14 protein-coding genes are annotated in these 21090 nt (G+C 44.4%); 8 read left to right on the top strand and 6 right to left on the bottom strand.

Going from position 1 to position 21090, the window contains the following annotated elements; translation table 11 throughout:
- Window positions 1–168: 168 nt before the first annotated feature.
- Together LJ707_RS04610 and LJ707_RS04605 are read right to left on the bottom strand one after the other, a co-directional pair.
- Window positions 169–2934, bottom strand: a complete 2766-nt coding sequence (locus tag LJ707_RS04610; protein WP_228949621.1) for a substrate-binding domain-containing protein — start codon at window positions 2932–2934, stop codon at window positions 169–171.
- A gap of 141 nt (window positions 2935–3075) precedes the next feature.
- Window positions 3076–4101 carry a LacI family DNA-binding transcriptional regulator gene (locus LJ707_RS04605; RefSeq protein ID WP_228949620.1) on the bottom strand — a complete coding sequence of 342 codons (1026 nt, stop codon included), beginning with the start codon at window positions 4099–4101 and terminating at the stop codon, window positions 3076–3078.
- Between the two features lie 288 nt (window positions 4102–4389).
- Here LJ707_RS04605 and LJ707_RS04600 point away from each other — a divergent pair, with 288 nt between their 5' ends.
- From LJ707_RS04600 to LJ707_RS04585, 4 genes are read left to right on the top strand one after another with little or no spacing between them, the layout of a single operon-like run.
- Window positions 4390–7488: a TonB-dependent receptor gene (locus tag LJ707_RS04600; RefSeq protein WP_228949619.1), complete on the top strand. Its 3099-nt coding sequence runs from the start codon at window positions 4390–4392 to the stop codon at window positions 7486–7488.
- A gap of 18 nt (window positions 7489–7506) precedes the next feature.
- The gene (locus LJ707_RS04595; RefSeq protein WP_228949618.1) at window positions 7507–9009 is read left to right on the top strand and encodes a RagB/SusD family nutrient uptake outer membrane protein; all 1503 of its coding nucleotides are present in this window, start codon (window positions 7507–7509) and stop codon (window positions 9007–9009) included.
- Window positions 9010–9020: 11 nt separating this feature from the next.
- Window positions 9021–10076, top strand: coding sequence for a LamG domain-containing protein (locus LJ707_RS04590; protein ID WP_228949617.1), 1056 nt, complete (start codon window positions 9021–9023; stop codon window positions 10074–10076).
- Window positions 10077–10096: 20 nt separating this feature from the next.
- A complete protein-coding gene (locus tag LJ707_RS04585) occupies window positions 10097–11251 on the top strand; it encodes a glycoside hydrolase family 130 protein (protein ID WP_228949616.1) in 1155 nt (384 codons plus the stop codon).
- Window positions 11252–11317: 66 nt separating this feature from the next.
- Here the strand turns inward: LJ707_RS04585 and LJ707_RS04580 are convergent, their stop codons facing one another.
- Both LJ707_RS04580 and LJ707_RS04575 read right to left on the bottom strand, forming a co-directional pair.
- On the bottom strand, window positions 11318–12115 hold the full coding sequence (locus tag LJ707_RS04580) for a DUF1080 domain-containing protein (RefSeq protein ID WP_228949615.1): 798 nt from the start codon (window positions 12113–12115) through the stop codon (window positions 11318–11320).
- A 100-nt stretch (window positions 12116–12215) separates the two neighbouring features.
- Window positions 12216–14036, bottom strand: a complete 1821-nt coding sequence (locus tag LJ707_RS04575; protein WP_228949614.1) for a glycoside hydrolase family 2 protein — start codon at window positions 14034–14036, stop codon at window positions 12216–12218.
- A 150-nt stretch (window positions 14037–14186) separates the two neighbouring features.
- On the opposite strand from LJ707_RS04575, the gene LJ707_RS04570 reads away from it, so the two are divergent.
- Window positions 14187–14450, top strand: coding sequence for a hypothetical protein (locus LJ707_RS04570; RefSeq protein WP_228949613.1), 264 nt, complete (start codon window positions 14187–14189; stop codon window positions 14448–14450).
- Between the two features lie 11 nt (window positions 14451–14461).
- Here the strand turns inward: LJ707_RS04570 and LJ707_RS04565 are convergent, their stop codons facing one another.
- Window positions 14462–16447 carry an HRDC domain-containing protein gene (locus tag LJ707_RS04565; protein WP_228949612.1) on the bottom strand — a complete coding sequence of 662 codons (1986 nt, stop codon included), beginning with the start codon at window positions 16445–16447 and terminating at the stop codon, window positions 14462–14464.
- A 252-nt stretch (window positions 16448–16699) separates the two neighbouring features.
- Between LJ707_RS04565 and LJ707_RS04560 the strand changes: the two genes are divergently transcribed.
- The 3 genes from LJ707_RS04560 (at window position 16700) to LJ707_RS04550 (ending at window position 19675) form a co-directional block, all read left to right on the top strand.
- Window positions 16700–17656: a manganese catalase family protein gene (locus tag LJ707_RS04560; protein WP_228949611.1), complete on the top strand. Its 957-nt coding sequence runs from the start codon at window positions 16700–16702 to the stop codon at window positions 17654–17656.
- A gap of 217 nt (window positions 17657–17873) precedes the next feature.
- Window positions 17874–18698 carry an SDR family NAD(P)-dependent oxidoreductase gene (locus LJ707_RS04555; RefSeq protein ID WP_228949610.1) on the top strand — a complete coding sequence of 275 codons (825 nt, stop codon included), beginning with the start codon at window positions 17874–17876 and terminating at the stop codon, window positions 18696–18698.
- An 83-nt stretch (window positions 18699–18781) separates the two neighbouring features.
- Window positions 18782–19675 carry an AraC family transcriptional regulator gene (locus LJ707_RS04550; protein ID WP_228949609.1) on the top strand — a complete coding sequence of 298 codons (894 nt, stop codon included), beginning with the start codon at window positions 18782–18784 and terminating at the stop codon, window positions 19673–19675.
- 72 nt (window positions 19676–19747) lie between these two features.
- Here LJ707_RS04550 and LJ707_RS04545 read toward each other — a convergent pair whose 3' ends face one another.
- The gene (locus LJ707_RS04545) at window positions 19748–21076 is read right to left on the bottom strand and encodes a PepSY domain-containing protein (protein WP_228949608.1); all 1329 of its coding nucleotides are present in this window, start codon (window positions 21074–21076) and stop codon (window positions 19748–19750) included.
- Window positions 21077–21090: the final 14 nt, after the last annotated feature.

Here is a 21090-nt window from a genome sequence, read left to right as displayed (position 1 = left end):
TTGGTTACATAGTAAAAACAGTGTGTTTATTACACCACTTAGCGTGCGGGAATGATAATTATGATGCTTTTTTAAAATAGCGACAAAAGATCAGTACAACTATGTTATTACAGTAAACAGTAATAAGGCAGTACAAGCTGGCCCTGATCATGTTTTACTCAGCAGTTATTAAACCTGTGTTTTACGTTTGTACTCGCTTGGAGTACAGTTGTATTTGCCTTTAAATACCGTAGCGAAGTAGTTGGGGTTTGAAAAGCCTACGGCATAAGTTATCTCGGCAATGGTCATGTCCTCATTTAGCAGCAGGTAGGTGGCTTTTTTTAGTCGACGGTTTAAAATATAATCGGTAATGCTGCACCCCAGCAAGGCCTTAACCTTACGGTACAATTGTATTCGCGATACGCCTATCACCTTGCATATATCATCAACATTGAATTTATCGTTAGACAAGTTCTGCTCCACAATGCCGGCAAAATCATTCAGAAACTTCTTGTCTATCTGTTTCGGGCCTGATGCGCGCTCAAGCGGCATAATATCGCTGGTGAACCTGTTTTTAAGTAAGCGGCGGTTATGCAGCAGGTTATTTACGCTGGCTTGTAAATGCTCTATGTTAAATGGTTTGGTGATGTACAGATCGGCCATGGCATTGATGCCCGATATTTGCTGCTCCATGCTGCCCTGCGCGGTAAGTAGTATTATAGGTATATGCGATGTGCGCACATCCGATTTTAGTTTTTCACAAAGCGTTTTGCCCGATATTTCGGGCAGAACAACATCAGAAAGTATCAGATCAGGCACCAGTTCATAGGCCTTGGTTATGGCATCGGTGCCGCTGGTGGCCGTAAACACCTCATAGCTTTCCGAAAATTTATCGGCCAGATAGTCCAGTAGTTCAGCATTATCTTCAACTATAAGTATGGAGTGATGCTTTGGCTCCTCAAACGGGCTTTTATCCAAAACCTTTACCGTATCCTTAATGTCGGCATTATAAATAGCCGATCGTGTTTCCATACCGGCCCAATTGCCCGGCAGTACTGATCGTTCATCATCAGTTAAATGTGCGTTACCTAATGGCAAACTTACGGTAAATGTGCTGCCATGCCATTTTTCGCTGGTTACGTTAATGTGGCCATGATGCAGCGCAACGATCTCCTTTGACAACGAAAGGCCAATTCCCGAACCATTTAAAGGTATATGGTCGCTCTGGTAAAAATGATCAAAAACCAGTTTCAGTTCTTCGGTGCTCATACCTATGCCAGTATCCTGTACCTCAACTTCTACAAGATCATCAAGCCGGATTATTTTTACCCTGATGCGCCCTTTTTCGCCGGTAAATTTTATGGCGTTGGCCAGCAGGTTAAAAAACACCTTTTCGAGCATGGCGGCATCAAACCAGCATTTTATATCACTCTCGGCCGATGAGATGGTGAGCGATATATGCTGCTTTTGCGCGTGCATCCTAAAGTTATCAACTACATCGCGTACAAAGGCAACCAGGTTACCTTCGGCGGTTTTGATGGTTTGCTTGTCGTACTCTATCTTTCGATAATCAATTATCTGGTTAACCATGCGCAGCAGGCGGTGGCTGTTCTGGTGTATCAGGTGCATACTCTTGCCTTCCATGGCCATCAGTTTCTGGTTGTTCATCATATCCTGCAAGGGCGATAATATCAGCGTCAACGGCGTACGAAATTCATGCGATACGTTGGTAAAGAAGTTGAGCTTAGCTTCGGTTGCCACCTCAGCTTTGGCCGACATTTCGAGCAATTGGTTACGCTGAAGTAGTATCTCCTCGTTTTTGGCATTCAGGCTTTTGTTGATCTTGCGGTTCTCATTAAGCGAATAAAAGGCCAGACCCCCGAATATTACGGTAAGTACAAGAGCGATAACAATAATATCAAGTACTATTTGCTGGTTGTTGTAGATGTTTTGCTGCTCAGCTATCAGTAATTGCTGGTGCTCAATATCCTTTTGCTGGCTTTGCACCTTATCCCACTGCAAATTCATTAGTTGTACGTTGGCCGAGTCTATCACCAGCGATTTAAGGATGTTCTCGCGCGAGAAAGGTTCTTTGTTAAGTATCTTAAAAGCGGTAGCAATAGCTTCTTTACCACCGGTAGGGTACAGTACGCTGGCATCAATTACTTTACCGGCTATCATTTGCAGGCCGCCACCCTGACCGGGCAACGCGTCGACCCCTACAATACGTGCTGCCGATGCGGTTTGCAGCGCTTGTAACGATTCACTCACGCCCGATGCCATAACATCATTATGGGCAAAAACGGCATCAATAGCCGGTAGCTCGTCTTTTATGTGGGCCAGTTGCCTGTGCGTGTTAGGTTTTAGCCAGTCGCCGTACACCTTTGTGGCGATATGTACATCCGGAAATTGCTTTAACCCGTCCGTAAAACCCCTGTCGCGTTCAATAGCGGGCGATGAGCCGGGCAGCCCCATCACTTCTAAAACAGAAGCCTTGCCTTTTAAAGTAGAGCCAATATACTCACCGGCCATTTTACCCAATTGGTAATTATCGGCGCCAACATAGGCGGTATACAGTGCCGATGATGTTTTGCGATCGATAATGATGACAGGTATGCCTTTGTTATAAACCTCCTCAACAATTTCGGTAAGTGGTTGGGCTTCATTGGGAGAGATGATCAGCAGGTCAATGCCCTCCCGAAGCATTCTCCGTACCTGGGCTATCTGCTTGCTGCTGCTGTTTTGCGCGTCGGTATATATAAACTTTGTACCCGGATGCAGCGATAGCTCTATCTTCATTTCATCGAGCATGGTTTTGCGCCAAAGATCAGTACCAACACACTGCGAAAAACCTATACGGTATACCGAATGCTCCTTGCTTTTCCGGCATCCCGAAAGCAAAATAAAGGGCAATAGCAAAGCCGTAGATAACAGAGTTTTACAGATGTTTTTCATGCGTATAGTTGCAGGTTATAATTGGCGCTTGCATAAGGGCAGGCCGGGTATAGGTACTAAATTAAACAAAATGTTGTAAAAATCACTAAGCCATCATTTTCAGCGCCCGGTGCAAATACACGATCGTGTAGCGTGAGCTGTTTAAGCCGGTTTTTTAGATGATTCCCGTATGATCAGTTCCGGTTTAAGTATTTCACGAAAGTGCTTTGTGCGTTTACGGTCTTCATCGTTCATGCGTTTAAACAGCACGCTGATCAGTTTTTCAGAAAGGGCCTTCATTGGTTGTGCAACCGCGGTAACAGGCGGGTTAAACACCTTAAAAAAAGCATGGTCGTCAAACCCGATCACGGCCACATCTTCCGGAATACGCAGCTTTAATTTATGCAGTGCCTCAAAACCCTGCAAGGCCAGGTAATTAGTTGCAAATAGTATAGCATCGGTATGTGGTTCATCTTTAATGAATTTCCTTATTCGCTGCACTACCTGAGCCGGCGTTAATGAAAAGGGTATTTTAAGCACATGGGGCAGGAGGGAAGCATCGATGATAGCGGTGTTGTAACCGTTTAACCGGTCGGTCATCTGCGTTTGTTCTGAATCCAACGTAACAAATGCAATATGTTTAAAACCCTGACTGGCAAGGTGTTCAACGGCTATTTTTGCGCCCCAAAAATTATCTATGCCCACATAATCTGTAGGTATTTCAGGCAAATAGCGGTCAAAAAGTACAAAGGGTGTTTCTTCGTTTAACAGCAAAGCAACTTCGTTATCAATGCCTTTGGGTGCGGTAATTATATAGCCATCCACATGGCGGCTTTTAAACATATTGATCAGCTCGGCTGTTTTTGCAGGATCGTCCTCCGTGCTGCAGTAAATTATCTTGTATCCTTTTTTATAAGCACGCTCCTCAATAAGCCGTGCTACGCTCGAAAAAAAAGCATCGGCTATATCCTCTACAATTAATCCTATAATATTTGATTTTCCGGTGCGAAGGCTTTGGGCCAGCGTATTGCGGTTGTAATTTTTTTCCTTTACATAGTCAAGTACCCGGCTGGTGAGGGTTTCGCTGATACGCATCTCCTTTGCCTTGCCATTTATAATAAATGAAATGGTTGATTTAGAGATATTAAGGTCCCTGGCAATATCATCCATAGATATTTTTTTCCTCATAACACCGTAGGTTGATAGTTGAGCATTGGTTACAAATATAATGTAGTAGCTATCAAAATATAAAAAATAATTTGCTAAACCCGTTTAGTATTCTTAGGTTTGATTAACCAACGTAAACCAATCTTTTGCCTGATCTATCATTCGTCAGGTAATCGTATTGCTTTTATTTCATTATCAATTATTTACGCTTTAACATTTTTGCCTATGAAAAAGATGTTCTTCTATGTATCTGCAATCAGGCGGTATAACAACATGCCATTTTAAACCAACAAAAATTATTTACCTATTATGATGAATTTTACAAAAACTCTTAGCTGGAGGGCGGCATTATGTAGCATGTTCCTGCTGCTATGCGTATACCTGCCCGGTTACGCACAAAATGTATTGGTTACAGGTACAGTAACCGATGCCAATACTAACGAAACCCTGGTTGGTGCAACCGTACAGGTTAAGGGCACCACCACAGGTGTTGCTACTGATATTGACGGAAAGTTCAGGCTGTCTGTTACGGCCGGGGCCGTGCTCGAGGTTAAAAGTATTGGTTACACTACACAAACCATTACGGCTACTACAGCCCAGGCCTTAACCGTAAAGCTGCAACCAACAAGCAGCGCGCTTACTGAGGTATTGGTTGTAGGCTATGCCACGCAAAAAAAGGCCGACCTTACAGGGGCGGTATCAAGCATTAAAAGCAGCGATATTGCCAATTTGCCTGTAGGTGGTGCCGATCAGATATTGCAGGGTAAAGCCGCGGGTGTAACCGTTACCCAATCTACCGGTGCGCCGGGTGATGGTATCAACGTACGTATACGTGGTATAGGTACTATTAATGATAACAGCCCATTGTATGTTATTGATGGTATACCTACCAAGGATGGTATTAACCAGATCTCACCCAATGATATTGAATCCATAAGCGTACTAAAGGATGCATCATCAGCCGCCATTTATGGGGCAAGGGCATCAAATGGTGTGGTGATAGTTACCACCAAAAAGGGTAAAAGCGGCAAGCCAAAAGTAAATGTTAATGCCTATACAGGGGTGCAAACTTCGCAGCATTTAATTAAAATGGCTAATACCAGCCAGTATGTTGCAGCTTACAATACCGCGGCCGCGGCAGATGGCCGAACTCCCATTCCGCAAAGTATTATTGATGGCGGCCTGCCTGATGTTGACTGGCAAAAGGAAGTACTGAGGCCGGCACCTATAAGTAACGTACAGGCATCAATAAGCGGTGGCAGCGATAACACTACCTATATTGTATCAGCCAATTATTTTACGCAAAAAGGCCTGATCAAAAACTCATCGTTTGATCGCCTTAACCTGCGTACCAGTATCAACAGCACCTTATCAAACTATGTAACGGTGGGTACTAACATAAACCTGGGTTATTCTAAAAACCGGCAAGTGGGTACTTCGGGCGATGGTTTTGGCGCGGGTAATCCGGGTGCAAGCGTTTTACGATATGCGCTCTTTCGTACACCGGCCACACCGGTTTACCGTGCCGATGGCCAGTTTGTTGATATACCTGAAAATCCGGAGTTTTTTGGCGATGGCCTTAACCCGGTTGGTTTTGCTGATAACTATAACCGTAATTTTTATGATTACTCGGTATTAGGGAATGTTTTTTTGGAAGTTAGGCCGGTTAAAAATCTGAAACTTCGCACTGACTTCGGTACCAATTTCCTGATAACCGATTACAAACAATTTTTTGCCACCTGGGGTGTCGATCGCTTTTTGAATACACCCAACAGTTTGGCACAATCAAATACCAACCAGTTTGATTATAACTGGACAAATACTGCTACATATGATCTTACACTTGATAAGCACGTATTTAACTTTTTAGCCGGTACCGAGCTGGTTAAAAGTGATACACGGGTAATGGGTGCTTCGCGCACCCTGTTTACTGATCAGGGCGAAACTTTCCAGTATCTGGACAATGGCCTTGGTATACAGCAAAATGGTGGTAACCAAACACACTGGGCATTAGCATCATTATTTGGAAGGGTAAACTATACCTATAACAATAAGTACCTGGCTACATTTAATTTCCGTCGTGATGGATCGTCAAGACTTGACCCATCAAACCGCTACGGAAATTTCTATGGCGGATCATTAGGCTGGCGTATAGATCAGGAAGAATTTATGAAAAATGCCGGGCCAATAAGTGCCTTAAAATTAAGGGCCGGTATTGGCCAGTTGGGCAACCAGGAGATAGGTAACTTTAGTTATGCTACCCTGGTTAATACATCGGGTTATTATCCGTTTAACGGCACCAGTAATGCGGGCTATTCCATAAATACATTAGGCAATCCCAACGTACGTTGGGAAACCAGCACGCAAACCGATGTTGGCCTTGATTTAGGGTTATTTGAGGACGCCTTAAATATTACGGCCGATTATTATATCAAAAATACCTCGGGTATGCTTTTGCAACCGGCACAACCCACCAGCGCGGGCGGTGCTGCAAGTGCCTTTGTTAACGCGGGCAAAATGCGCAACCAGGGTTTTGAGTTTGAGCTTAACTACCGTAGCCCGGTTAAGAAAAAGTTTAAGTATGAGCTGATAGGTAACTTTACCATCAATAAAAACGAGGTAACCTCGCTGGCAGGTGGTTCGCCGCTGGTTGGTGGCCGTATTGATAATAATTATTATGCTACGCGCACCGCTGTCGGGCATCCGGTAGGTTCATTTTATCTGTTAGAGCAGGATGGCATTTTTCAAAACGAGCAGGAGGTATTTACCCACGCTTACCAGGGCCCGGGCATTAAGCCGGGCGATGTAAAGTTTAAAGATGTTAGTGGGCCCGATGGCACACCTGATGGGGTGATAGATGAGTATGACCGTACTTATGCAGGCAGCCCGATACCTAAGTTTACTTACGGCTTAACGGCAAATCTGTCATACAGTGGTTTTGATGTAAGTTTATTTTTTCAGGGGGTACAAGGCAACAAGCTGTACAACCAGGTGAATACTGATATTGAAGGCTTTTACCGCGCTTTTAATATTACCGAGCGTATAGCTACACAAAGCTGGAACGGCGAAGGTTCAACCAATGAATTTCCCCGACTGTCCTGGGATGGCGCTACCAATAACAAGCGCCCCTCAACCCGGTTTTTAGAGAGCGGCTCATACCTGCGTTTAAAAAATGTGCAGTTAGGCTACTCCTTTAATGATCGTGTGCTGAAAAGCATCAGGTTATCATCTGTAAGGCTGTTCGTAAGCGCGCAAAACGTATTTACGATCACCAAATACACTGGTATCGACCCGGAAATATATACCAACAGCAATTCACAGGGCGATGGTGTAAGGGCAGTGGGTATTGATTGGGGTACTTATCCGTCAGCACGCACCTTTACAGTGGGTATAAACGCTAATTTTTAACCAATAACAAACATAGTCATGTTTAAAAAATACATATATATAGCCTTGGCGGGTGGGTTATTGTTGCCTGCCGCAGGGTGCAATAAAGCGCTCGATCAGCCTATTTTGGGCACGTACGAGGCCGGTAAATATTTTAATTCAGTAGGTAACGCTAAGGCTGCCGTGAACGCGGCCTATGTGCCGTTAAACTTTGGCGATGCATTTGCAAACCAGTTATGGGTTTTGGGCGATGTCGCGTCAGACGATGCCGTGAAAGGTGGTTTGGCAGGTGATCAGGCTGATATTGATAACATCAACAACTTTAATATCTTAACCAGCAACGCCGCGGTTGAGGGTGTTTGGAGCCGTTATTATGATGGGGTATCAAAAGCGAACTTTGTTATACAGGGGCTTACCGCTGATAACGCGGCGGTACCCGATGCCGACAAAGCGACCATAGTGGGGCAGGCCAAATTTTTAAGGGCCTATTACTACTTTATACTTACCAACAGCTACGGCGATATTCCGTTAAGATTAGAGGTTGCTACAGCAGATAATTTGCAGGCACCTGCCGTTGCTCAGGCACAAATATTTGCCCAGATAGAGAAGGATTGCCAGGAGGCCGCGCAGGCTTTGCCAAACAGTTGGACAGGTGCCGATCTGGGCCGTGCAACCAAGGGGGCAGCGCTGGCATTATTAGCCAAAACTTACCTGTTTGAAAAGAAGTATGACGCGGCAGTAACCGCTGCCGAGCAGGTTGAGGCACTTGGCTACCAGTTAACACCAAAATTTACCGACAATTTTAACGCTAAAACAGAGAATAATACCGAGGTGATCTTCGCTGTACAACATGTTGCCGGTTTGAGCCCAAAGCAGGGCAATGGCTTAAACCAGGCTTTTGCACCGCGCGGCGCGCTAAATGGTTATGGCTTTTTTCAGCCAACACAAAGTTTGGTAGATAATTTTGAGCGCTCTCCGGATGGCGTTGCTGATCCGCGGTTGGATTATACTGTGGCCAGAGAAGGGCATCCATATTTTGATTCGACGTTTGACCCAAGCTGGACAGCTACCGGATACCTTACCAAAAAGCAAATCCAGCCGCTATCCGAAATTCCTGTAGCTACAAAAGGCGATGCCGACCTTAACACCGAGGTGCTGCGTTTTGCCGATGTGCTGCTGATCAAGGCAGAAGCGTTAAATGAATCCGGAAAAAGTGCGCAGGCATTGGTGCCGTTAAACAAGGTGCGTAAACGTGCCCGCGAAAGCTATTTGTTTGATAGCACTTTGGGCAGTACCACTATACCGGCTGGTTTGCTTCCTGATGTTACCACTACGGATCAGTCGGATCTAAGGGCTGTCATCCGCCGTGAACGCCGTTCAGAACTCGCGCTCGAATTCGGTCGTTTCTTTGACATAATACGCTATGGCAGTGCTTATGCTACCAACGCTTTAAGGGATGTTTCTAACTTTAATTATGAGCAGCATAAGTTTTTCCCGATACCTGAAAGCGAGCGTCAAACCAATAAATTATTAGGCAGATAAATTGAAAAGCCATGAGAGCATTAAAAAACAAACTAAGTTTAGCCATTTGGATATTGGCTGCGCTGGTAACTATATCAGGCTGTAAAAAGGATGAAAAGCAGGATAGTACACCCGGCAATGTAAATACCGTTACCGAAGTTATAGCATCAGCTACCGAACTTTACAACAGTGCGGTTGAAGGTAAAATGGCAGGCAACTATGCCGTTGGCTCAAAAGCCGAATTTAAAAAATCGATAGATATGGCAACGGCGGTTAAAAATGCCGGTACCTATACACAACGTGAGATAGATAACGCGGCGGCTAACCTTAACCGCGCCATGACAGCCTTTCAGTCGCGCCTTATACAGGATGTATCGGCCGAAAACCTGATAGCGCAATGGCGTTTTACCGGCAATGCCGATGATATATCAGGTAATGGCCATGATGGTACGTTAATGACCGGTATTATTGGGCCGGGCACAGCTCCGGTTGATGGTAAAACACTGCCGAAATTGATTGCCGACCGTTTTAACGAGCCAAACAGTGCCCTTGAGTTTGATAATGGCGCCTATGTTGAGGTGCCGTACACGGCTGATCTTAATCCAAAAGCGTTTACTATCAGCTTATGGATCAGGAGAAGGGTGACTTTTAATGATAACTATATATTCTCGTTAAATACTTACAACGGATTTAAATTTCAGTTGCAAGGAAACAACTTCCTGTTTCTGACCATACACGCCGATAACGGTTATAAAGATGTAGATAGTAACCCGGGCGTTATACCACAGGATGTTTGGACGTTTGCTACAGTATCCTACACCAACGGCACCATGAAGTTTTATGTTAACGATAAACTGGTAAAAACAGCACAGGTAACCGGTACACCGGTAACGCTTACTACGCCGGTTAACTTGGTAATAGGTCAAAGCCTGCCTAAAGGCATCTTAAATTTTAACGATCAGAGCAGTCCGTTTTACTATTGGGGGCCGGCATATTTCAAAGGTGATCTGGATGATATACGTTTTTATAACAAAGCCTTGTCAGATGCTGAAGTGTTATCCGTTTATACCATGGAAAAACCTGATTAACATCTAAAATTATTTAGTAAATGAAAAACAATCTTATAAAATTAAACGTCGCTATTTTATTATTGCTGGCCGGTAGCTGTGCTTTTGCACAGCAAACCGTAAGCCGATTGCCTGATTGGGCTTTGGGCGGCTTTGCCCGGCCCGAAAATACAAACCCCATCATTTCGCCGGACACCACTACCCGGTTTTTCGATCCTGTTTTAAAGAAACAGGTAGGGTGGGAGTCTAACGATACCTTTAACCCGGGGGCTGCGGTACACAACGGAAAGATCGTGGTACTCTATCGTTCCGAAGATAAATCAGGTGTAGGTATCGGGTACCGTACTTCGCGCCTTGGTTATGCGGCCAGTACCGATGGCTTGCATTTTAAACGCAGCAAAGTGCCGGTATTTTATCCGGCTAATGACAGCCAAAAGAAGTATGAATGGCCGGGCGGCTGCGAAGATCCGCGGGTTGCAGTAACGGCAAACGGTACATACGTTGTGTTTTATACGCAATGGAACCGGCATACGCCGAGGCTTGGCGTAGCAACCTCAAAAGATCTGAAAAAGTGGACTAAGCACGGGCCTATATTTGAGGATGCCTATAAAGGTAAATTTGTAAACATACCGCATAAGTCAGCATCAATAATTACCAAACTGGTTAATGGTAAACAGGTAGTTGCCAAAATAAAAGGCAAGTACTGGATGTATTGGGGCGAATTGAGTGTATATGCAGCTACCTCTACCAACCTTGTTGACTGGACACCAGTAGTTAACAGTGATGGAACACTAAAAGCACTTTTTTCGCCACGTAAAGGCTACTTTGATAGTGAACTTACGGAATGCGGCCCGCCTGCTGTATTAACAGATAAGGGCATTGTGCTGCTTTATAATGGCAAAAACAAAAGTAACGGCGATGGAGATTCCCGCTTTACGCTGAATAGCTACTGCGCCGGTCAGGCTTTATTTGATAAAAATGATCCTTTAAATTTTAAGGAAAGGTTGGACGTGCCGTTTATGCGCCCCATGGCTTCGTTTGAAAAAAGCGGTCAGTACCCCGCGGGTACTGTGTTTCTGGAAGGGCTGGTGTATTTTAAAAGGAAATGGTACCTCTATTACGGTGCGGCAGATTCGCGGGTATGCGTAGCAGTTTATGATCCGGTTAAACCATCATTGCCTGATCCGATAGAATAGTTAAATTACAAATGCCCCGTATAGTTAATACGGGGCATTTATGGAACCTTGTTATTGTACACACTATTATTGGGCGGGTAATTCCTTTATTTCTATATTCCTGAAATCAACAGGCTGGCCTTCGCTTTGCAGGGCAATAAAGCCATCAGTTAATGCCTTGCCATCTTGCTTAAATTTAGGGTTGAATCCGGTGGCAACGCCGCCGCCAATGGTAGGGTGTGAATATTGCAACACAGTATCGCCGTTGATGATATGCGTTATTTGCTTATTGCCATTTACTATCAGCTCGCCCTTAACCCACTGATCGCCGTCATAAGTTTTTGAGCTTGAGCTGATGCAATGATCCTGGGATACGGCTCCTTTATAAACCACATCAGTGCCCGGCGAACACATGTTACCGGTCGGTCGTGATTTTCCATCTCCCAAGCCGCCTAACAACTGCATTTCAATTGATATTGGCCAGTCCTGTTCTTTCAGGATAGTTCTGGGGTCCTGCGAGTGAAACATCACACCGCTGTTAAGTAAGGTATAATCAGGCGCGCCTTTTTGCAGCTTGCCAACAAAACGGTATTCAAATCGCAGGTGATAGTGTGAAAAAGGTGTTTTATAATACAGGTGGCCAAACTGATCATTAAAGTCGCCATACTGGTCGTACCTTATTTTGATTATACCATCTTCAACCCTAAAGGTATTGCCATAATTTACGTTAACATCGTGGTGGTGTATCTTAACTATCCAGTCATCAATGTCCTTACCGTTAAATAAAGTTTTCCAGCCGTGATCGCTGCCCGTTATTTTAGTGCTACCCGAGCATCCCCAAAAAATAGCACTACATAATACGGCTGCATAGTATATCTTCTTCATGTAATTAGTTGAATTATTAAAGGGGTACGTTTAGTATCTGCAATATTTATAAACTTAAATATAGTAGTTTGTATCAGAATGATCTGGCATTAGTATAAAATCACTTACCGCCTTTGTGGTTAAGTTGATCGCCATCAGCTATTACAGCCTGATTGGCCTCCTTAATTCTGTCTGTCTGCATTTTTTCTACAGCCCTGTCATAGGTCAACACGCCGTTAACTTCATGCTCAACATCGGTTGTTTGCGTATAAATTGCCACGCTGAGCCCTTTATATAGCATTAGCTGTGTTACCTGCTGCATTAGCAGTACATACCTGTCGGTTAGCGCCTGGGTTGTAGCCGCGTAATCATAAGCATTATTTTCTACCGGCCACATATGCCCGCGTGTAAACAGGCCTATGCCCCCAAACTCGCCCAATGATGCCGCCCGTTTATCATCAGGTACCGAGGCATCATAGGGGCCAACATAAATATGCGTATCCACAAAATCACCGTTACCCGGGTCGCCGTAGGCCTTTTGATAACCGGGGTTATTATTAAAGCCCGAATTGCCATTTACCAGGCGCGACGGATCATACTGTTTGGTCCAGTTGGTAATGCTTTTTACATCAAACGCGCCCCAGTTTTCATTAAAAGGTACCCATGTAATGATGGACGGCGAATTAAAGTGATCATCCATAATTGCCTTCCATTCTTTACGGAATGTTTTATGTGCTACCGTTGTATCCTCATTTTGGTACCAGATGGCCGGCATATCCTGCCAAACCAGCAGCCCCAGTTTATCAGCCCAATAATAAAAGCGCTGGGGTTCGGTTTTCATGTGTTTGCGAATAAGGTTATAGCCCGCTTTTTTGGTGAACTCTACATCAAATTTCAACGCTTCTTCTGTGGGCGCCGTTAGCACACCATCAGGCCAGTAACCCTGGTCAAGCAAACCCACCTGCATAACAAACTTGTTGTTTAACAGCGGCCTTACCACGCCATTTACTTTGCCAAGCTTAACATCGCGCATGCCAAAGTAGCTCTTTACTTCATCGGTAACAGCCCCATTGGCGTTGTATAGGGTAAGCTGAAGATCATATAGAAAAGGCTCATCCGGCGACCAGGTAAGCGGGTTTTCAATAGGCAGATCAAAGTATGTGCCTGCAATGCCGTTAACCTGGTTTACCGCTTTTTTACCATTAAGGGCTACCGCTTTTACCTTACCGCCAGCAGTACTGTTAACAAGTACTTTGAGCTTTTTGCCTGCCAGGTCAGGTATTAAACGGATAGATGCGATATGCGTTTTATTAACCGGTTCGAGCCAAACTGTTTGCCATATGCCGGATGTAAAGGCGTAATCGCCGCGCGGGCCGTTTTTTCCGGATGGCGTGCGGCCATCATTAGGGTCGTGCGCGGCAACAACAAGCGTGTTAAGCCCCTTTTTCAGGAATGGGGTGATATCAAAGCTAAATGAATCGTATCCGCCGGCATGTTCACCCACTTTTTTATCGTTAACAAACAAAGTAGCATCATGGTCAACCGCGTCAAAATGTATAAGCACCTGCTTGCCCGACCATTTTGCAGGTATCTCTATCGTTCTGCGATACCACATATTGATCTCCTGCTTACGGTTAATGCCCGATAAGTAAGCCTCGGGGCAGTAGGGTACCCTGATTTTTTCTTTTGAGGAATTAAATGATACGGGCTGTTTAGCATGCAGTGCAGGTGGTGCATCCTTACCTCCAAGATAATCCCATTTGCCATTCAGGCACAGCCATTCATCGCGTTGCAATTGCGGCCTGGGGTACTCAGCCAGGGGCACATCGCTCTGTATGGCAGCGTTTGTCCATTTTGTAGGTAACAGTGGGGTTTGTGCAAAGGCGGTGGTATAAGTTAATACTGTAAATAATGCAATGTATAGGTTTTTCAAGTTTCTCATAGTTTAAAATAAATAGTATTGGCTGCCACTAAAATATACAGTTATTTATCAAAAAGCGATATATGGAAACAAAAAGCCTTACATGGCATCATTTTAATATTAAACAGTTGTGTAATGAAACTATAACCCTTGAGCAATTGTAGTGATTATATGGATTCAGCATATTTTATCGGCCTTGATAACGGGGATGGCACACAGCGCCAGGTGATGGTGATACAAGAAACTTTAGGCTCGAATGAAAGCGATACCGGGTTACTTAACACTTTCAAATTAAATGAGGGTATTGAAGAATTAGGAACTATTACTTTCGATAAGGATTTTAAGCAATGGAGTTACACCGGCAACCTAAATAGTGATGATCAAAAACAGATAGCCGGAGCAATTCAACGTCAGTATACCAGTGATGATATATAGCAATAATTAATTCAGAACAAACTGGCCTGATCGGCAATTCCTGAGTTTTGATGCTCAAAGGCGCGTATAAGGGTGAGTATGGCGGCACCATAACGCTTGGTTTTTTCGGAGCCTATGCCTTTTATTCCGCTTAAGCTTTTAAGTGTACCGGGTAGTTTGGCAGCAACAGCAGCGAGTGCTTGTTCACTAAACAGCATACTTGCAAGTACGCCCTCTGCTTTTGCGGTTTGGTTGCGCCATGCTAATAAGCTGTCCAATAATTCTTCGTTTGGTTTTGCATTAAGTGTTTTTAGATAGGAGTGGCTTAACGCAGGCTGTGGTTTACGGCGCAGCTCTAAAAATGCCTGTGTGTTAAACGGCGCTTTCCTAAAAGTATCTAAAAAGCTGATACGTGATATAAGCCAGCGCAGCAATTTATCGGCACGGCCTGCCAGCTCTTTGGAGTTACCTATAAAGCTACCAAGCTGGCTATGTAAAGCGTTAATTATACCTTCGAGCTTATTGTGAAAATAATCTGCCGCTTTTTGTACGCGATCATCAGTATAAGTAGCCAGGTGAGCCTGCATTTTTATGGCGACAGATAGAATGTCTTTTTCAAGATCGGGGAGCAGGCTTTCCAGTTTGTTGCTAAATTCCTGTAATGCGCTAAGATTAAATAGTTCACTTAACAGGTAATTACGATATGCGGTTTGATGCTGATGCAGCATAGCCTGATCCGGGCGGTGTTTAACCGCTTCCTGGTTAAAGCGGCGAACCTGTGGGTCACCAATGATGTTTTGATTACTTACAGGATGCCGTAATACCAGGCCTTGCAGCGAACGGCAACGGCTAAGTGCCACATAAGCCTGCCCATGCGCGAAAGCGCCGCTTACATCAATTACAGCCTGCTCAAATGTTAGCCCCTGGCTTTTATGAATAGTGATGGCCCAGGCAAGGCGCAGGGGTACCTGTGCAAAGCTACCGGCATTGCTTTCGGCAACCTGCTCGCCATCCATCTGGTATTTTACGTTTGACCATTCCAGCGCCTGTACCGCTATCTTCAGGCCTTCAGGGGTTAGCACATGTACTGTGTCAGCTTCCAGGTTAACCACAGTGCCTATCTTGCCATTGTAATATCGCTTTTCTGCCGACGAATCGTTTTTTACGAACATAACCTGCGCACCAACCTTGAGCTGCAGGCTTATCTCGGTAGGATAAGCATCCGCCGGGAATTCTCCACGGATGGTAGCTTTATATTCCATTGCCTCTTCGCTAAGTGCATCCAGCCGTTCGCTGTTTATTTGCTGGGCTATTTTATTATGCGTTGTAAGCGTAATAAATGCTTCATCCCGGGCAGGTACAAAGTTGGGCACATAACGCTCGTTCAATTGTGCAAGCTGTTCGGGGGTAAGAGATTGGTCGCGCATTCCGTTAAGAATAGCTACAAATACCGGGTCGCTTTGCCGGTATACCGTTTCAAGCTCGATACGTACATACGCGCTGCGCTGCATTACCTGGCTGCTGAAAAAATAAGGGGTTGCATAATAAGGCCGTAGCAGCGCCCATTCCTCGTCACGAATGATGGGGCTAAGCTGGGCAAGATCGCCGATGAGTAAAAGCTGTACCCCGCCAAAGGCATGGGTGTTACCCCGCAGGCTGCGCAAAATGGCATCAAGCTGATCGAGCACATCCGGCCGCACCATGCTGATCTCATCAATTACAAGGAGTTCCAAATTTTGCAGCAGTTCGCGCTTTTCAGGATTGTAATGCAGTTCCGGGCCTTCATTGCCGGGTAAAAGCGGCCCAAAGGGCAGTTGAAAAAGCGAATGGATGGTCATGCCGCCCGCGTTAATGGCGGCAACACCTGTGGGCGCAACAATAACCATCCTTTTTTGGCTGTGCTGCTTAAGCTGCCGTAAAAAGGTGGTTTTGCCGGTTCCGGCCTTACCGGTTAAAAAAACGATGGTATTGGTATTATCGGTATAGGCTTGCGCCAGCTCAAGTAATGGATTATTCATCAGCCTGGCAAAGGTATCACCGAACGGCTACCAAAACAAATGTTGTGAATAAAGGGATTTTATAATGTAAACAGGTACTTAATTAACCAATTGTGTAAATACTATTATCAGATGAGTATTATTTTCTGTGTGTATAATTTAAATACAATTAATTAATTTTATAGAAAATATTTAATTAATTATTAAAACAAAACATTACGGGATTGGTTGATATTTTACGTAATTAAACGTGGTAATTAATCAAGAGATCCTATGTTTTACCATGTTCAAAATCTGATAAATCCAATTGTTGATGATCAACCGGATCCATCGGCCGCTAATGCGCTACAGGAGGGTCTTGGTGGCCAGTTTGGCGAAATGCGTACCATGATGCAGTACCTGTTTCAAAGTTTTAATTTTCGAGGTAATGGTATACCATACCTCGATCTGATACAGGGCGTGGGCATTGAGGAGATCAGCCACGTTGAGCTAATCACCAAAACTATATCGCGTTTACTGGATGGCGCGCCCGAATATCACGGCAATAAATTTGATACACCTGGAGAAGGCGGTAAAGCCACAATGGACATGGCCAAAGAGCAAAAAAATCCGCATCATTTTATTGTAGGGGCACAAGGTGCTTTGCCGGTTGACGCTGCCGGTAACCCGTGGAGTGGATCATATGTACATAATCACGGTAACCTGGTGCTCGATCTGATGGATAACCTGGTATTAGAATCAACAGGCAGGCTGCAAAAATGCCGTATATACCAAATGTCCGAAAACAAAACGCTCAGGGCTACGGTAGCTTTCCTGATCGCGCGTGACGAGGCTCATGAAATGGCCTTTGCAAAAGCGCTGGAAACATTGGGTATAGACTGGGCCAAGGCATTGCCTATACCTAAGTTTGATGCATCTCAATATCCGGAAGTAAAAAAACTGATAGATGCCGGTATTAACCGCGAGCAATATCACTTCAGGCTGGATGGTTCAGAAATGGACAAGATATTCCGTGGCAGCGCTCCGGCTAATGATGGTACCGAACTGGTTACATTGAAAGAGCCTAAAAATTCATACCCAAATCCGGGTGCACCTGAAAGACCGGAAGAATTTGCGCCCGGCCTTGATCCTGAATTGCAGCAACTGGCAGACGCATTTACTGAATTTAAAGAAAAAACAGTAAAAGATATGACAGACAAGGCGGGCCCAAATCCGCGCAAGTCAAAATAAGCAGGTTGTAATTTTTAAAGTGTCGCTACAACTATTTTAGCGACACTTTTTTTGTAGCCGCGGCGTAATGATGCCACGGTTTTTTTTATACCACTTTGGGTTATGTAGTGTTTCGTTGTTCTGTGCTATTCTTCCGCTCAAACGGGCTATTTCTCCGGCTCGGGCTCATCTACATTTGTATTGTCAATAAGTTAAAACAACAAAAATATATACAGACATGAGCAAGATCATTTTCATTACCGGAGCTTCAAAAGGATTTGGAAAATTATGGGCTGAGGCCTTTTTAAAACGCGGCGATAAAGTAGCTGCTACCGCACGCAACATTACCTTATTAAATGATTTAGTAACCGCATACGGCGATAATATACTGCCGTTAAAACTTGACGTAAATAACCGCCAGGAAGTATTTAGTGTTGTAAACGAAGCAGAACAACACTTTGGGCGTATTGATGTGCTTATCAACAACGCAGGTTTCGGCCTTTTTGGTACAACCGAAGAAACATCTGAAGCACAGGCCAGGGAGCAAATGGAAACTAACTTTTTTGGATCACTTTGGGTGGCACAGGCTATATTACCCGTAATGCGTAAACAAAAAAGCGGTCACATAATACAGGTTTCAAGCTTTTTGGGCTTAACCACCTTGCCTTTACTGGGCTTGTATAATGCCTCAAAATTTGCCGTGGAAGGTTTGATAGAAACCATATCATCAGAGGTTGCCCACCTGGGTATTAAAACCACATTGATAGAGCCAAATGGTTACGCTACTGACTGGGCCGGTGCATCAGCCACACAAACAAGTGCCGAGATTGAAGATTATGCACCCGTGCGTGCCGCCTTTGCCGAAGCCGGTGATAACCCTGACACCTGGGGTAAGCCCGAGGCTACTATACAACCTATTTTACAAGTGGTTGATAGCGCCAACCCTCCGCAAAGATTATTGCTTGGCAAAATAGCATATAATGGTATTGTACAGGTGTATACACAACGCCTCAAGGATGTAGAACAGTGGAAAGAGGTGAGCATAAACGCTCACGGATATTGATCAATTATTAAACCATTGTAATAAAAAATTAGCAAAGCGCCGTCACCTGTTTTTATGGCTTTATTTGTTTAAATTTACTATAAATGAAACATTTTAAAACTTTGACCGAACTGCATGAGGGTAATGGCTGGCCAGTGCCCGAAAATCCGATGTTCAGTTTGGTTAGCTGCCAGCAGTCTTGTCCGCTGGGCGATCGTGAGTTTACCGCTGATGCTTATGTAATAGCTTTTAAAAAGCTTAAAGCCGGCGTTATAATGTATGGGCGTACACCTTATGATAATACCAACGGCTCCATGTATTTTATGAAACCCCGCCAGATCATCCAGATGCGCGGGTTGGAGTTTGAGGATGCCGGCTTTATGATATTCATCCATGAGGATTATTTGAACGGGCACGAACTGTTCAATACCATCCAGAAATATGGTTTTTTTGATTACGAGGTTAACGAGGCGCTGCACTTATCACCAAGGGAGGAAGCAACGATATGGGAACTGCGTGAAAAGATCATAGCCGAGTATGAAACCAACCAGGATGAATACAGCCGTGATATCATGCTCGGCCATGTTGCATCCATCCTGATGTATTCGCAGCGTTTTTACAAACGGCAGTTTATAAACCGTACGGATATGTCGGGCAAAATGGTAACTAAATTCAATAACGCTTTACAGCTTTATATGAAGCAGGGCGGCTTGCAGCAAAAAGGACTTCCATCGGTACATTACATGGCCGATCAGTTGTTCATATCATCGCGTTACCTGAGTGATCTGCTCAAGCAGGAAACCGGTAAAACCGCCCTGGAACTGATCCACCTTTCTATAATATCTGAAGCAAAGAACCTATTAAAAACAGCAGACAGGGGAGTTGCAGAGGTGGCTTACCACCTTGGTTTTGAAAATACTTCCTATTTCACCCGCTTGTTTAAAAAACAAACCGGAATGAAGCCGCTGGAGTACAGAAAAAACCTTCAGTTAAACTGATCTGGAATAGTATCCGCAAAAAAAAGTCCTGACAAGTATTTGCCAGGACTTTTTGCTGTAAGGTTGATCCACCTATGGTTTAGCGGTAATATTGGCTGTTAATACTGGTTGTTTGTCTGTAATAACAGGATACTTTTTTATAGTGCTGCGTTTAGGTATGTCTGTACCCAACGTATCGCTTTTTTGATTGCCGCGTTTGCTTTTCTTTTTGAATTTGCGGCCATACCACACCAAAAAGCCTGTAACAGGCAGGCTTGCGCCAATAAGCGCTGCCAAAAAAGCAAGTACCTTGCCCGGAAAACCTAATATACTGCCTACGTGAATGTCATAATTCATTTTACGTAGCTTTTGCCCGAATGATGCCTGATCATAAGGTACCGAATAAGCGTCTGTCCGTTTTATTTCCTTCAGCGTATGCTGGTCAAATGTATATCCCTGGCTGTTGTAAAACTGCCCTTTGTTTGGATATACGGTAATATAAATGGCAGCTTTAGCATTAGCGGTATCCGGGTAGCTGTAATAAAATCCCATTGATTTAGGATGCCTGGTAATCACCTTGTTCCAGGCCATGTCCATCACCTTATCGGCTGCGTAACCTTTACCTTTTTGCAATGAGTCCGACTCAAGCCTCCTGAATTCAGCCAGTGTTTCGCCGCCTGTTGTTACCCAATATAAGCTTTCGCTATACCATTTTATGCCGTATACCATACCTGTAAGCGCAATGGCTGCTAAAAACAGCAGAGAATAAAATCCTAATACGTTATGCAGGTCAAGGTTAACCCGTTTAAATGATGCACCCCATTTTATGGTAAAACTTTTCTCGCGGGTTGATTTATTCCATTTTTTAGGGTACCACCAAATTAATCCTGTAATTAGCAGTATAACAAAAACCAGCGTACCATAATTAACAATCGGGCGGCCGATTTCTGATGGCAGCCACAAAAAGCGGTGCCCGTTCAATATCGTTCTGAAAAAATCTGCCTCACCCGGTTTGTGCTCTTCCTGTGAGATTACCTTGCCGGTATAGGGATTGATCTTTAAAAGCGTATAACCACTGCGGCGATCAAACGCTTTGGCATCTGCCGGGCGCAAGGTAAGGTTAATGGCACGGCCCTGCTGATAATTAGCGTACGATGCCACCTTATCGGGGTTTTGCTTTGTAGCTATCGCTGCTAACTGTGATGGTTTCAGCACCGGTTTATTTTGCCATTCAATATTGGTTTCGGGTTCAAGCAGCCCGGTAATTTCCTCGTTAAAAACCCAAATGCACCCGGTAATACAAACAATCAGCACAATGACACCTGAAATAAGGCCAAGCCATAAATGCAGCCAGTTATTGATCCGCTTAAAACGCGAATCCTTTTGTTTGCCTTTTGCTGATGCTTTGTTAATTGATGTCATTATGCTGATGTTAT

This window comes from Mucilaginibacter sp. UR6-1 (assembly GCF_020880975.1).
GTDB lineage: Bacteria > Bacteroidota > Bacteroidia > Sphingobacteriales > Sphingobacteriaceae > Mucilaginibacter.
This window is presented reverse-complemented; position numbering and strand designations above follow the sequence as displayed.

Coding starts and splice junctions, on each gene's coding strand:
- LJ707_RS04545 (WP_228949608.1), bottom strand. CDS start 21,076: ATGACATCAATTAACAAAGCATCAGCAAAAGGCAAACAAAAGGATTCG.
- LJ707_RS04595 (WP_228949618.1), top strand. CDS start 7,507: ATGTTTAAAAAATACATATATATAGCCTTGGCGGGTGGGTTATTGTTG.
- LJ707_RS04575 (WP_228949614.1), bottom strand. CDS start 14,036: ATGAGAAACTTGAAAAACCTATACATTGCATTATTTACAGTATTAACT.
- LJ707_RS04550 (WP_228949609.1), top strand. CDS start 18,782: ATGAAACATTTTAAAACTTTGACCGAACTGCATGAGGGTAATGGCTGG.
- LJ707_RS04565 (WP_228949612.1), bottom strand. CDS start 16,447: ATGAATAATCCATTACTTGAGCTGGCGCAAGCCTATACCGATAATACC.
- LJ707_RS04605 (WP_228949620.1), bottom strand. CDS start 4,101: ATGAGGAAAAAAATATCTATGGATGATATTGCCAGGGACCTTAATATC.
- LJ707_RS04560 (WP_228949611.1), top strand. CDS start 16,700: ATGTTTTACCATGTTCAAAATCTGATAAATCCAATTGTTGATGATCAA.
- LJ707_RS04580 (WP_228949615.1), bottom strand. CDS start 12,115: ATGAAGAAGATATACTATGCAGCCGTATTATGTAGTGCTATTTTTTGG.
- LJ707_RS04610 (WP_228949621.1), bottom strand. CDS start 2,934: ATGAAAAACATCTGTAAAACTCTGTTATCTACGGCTTTGCTATTGCCC.
- LJ707_RS04600 (WP_228949619.1), top strand. CDS start 4,390: ATGATGAATTTTACAAAAACTCTTAGCTGGAGGGCGGCATTATGTAGC.
- LJ707_RS04585 (WP_228949616.1), top strand. CDS start 10,097: ATGAAAAACAATCTTATAAAATTAAACGTCGCTATTTTATTATTGCTG.
- LJ707_RS04555 (WP_228949610.1), top strand. CDS start 17,874: ATGAGCAAGATCATTTTCATTACCGGAGCTTCAAAAGGATTTGGAAAA.
- LJ707_RS04570 (WP_228949613.1), top strand. CDS start 14,187: ATGGATTCAGCATATTTTATCGGCCTTGATAACGGGGATGGCACACAG.
- LJ707_RS04590 (WP_228949617.1), top strand. CDS start 9,021: ATGAGAGCATTAAAAAACAAACTAAGTTTAGCCATTTGGATATTGGCT.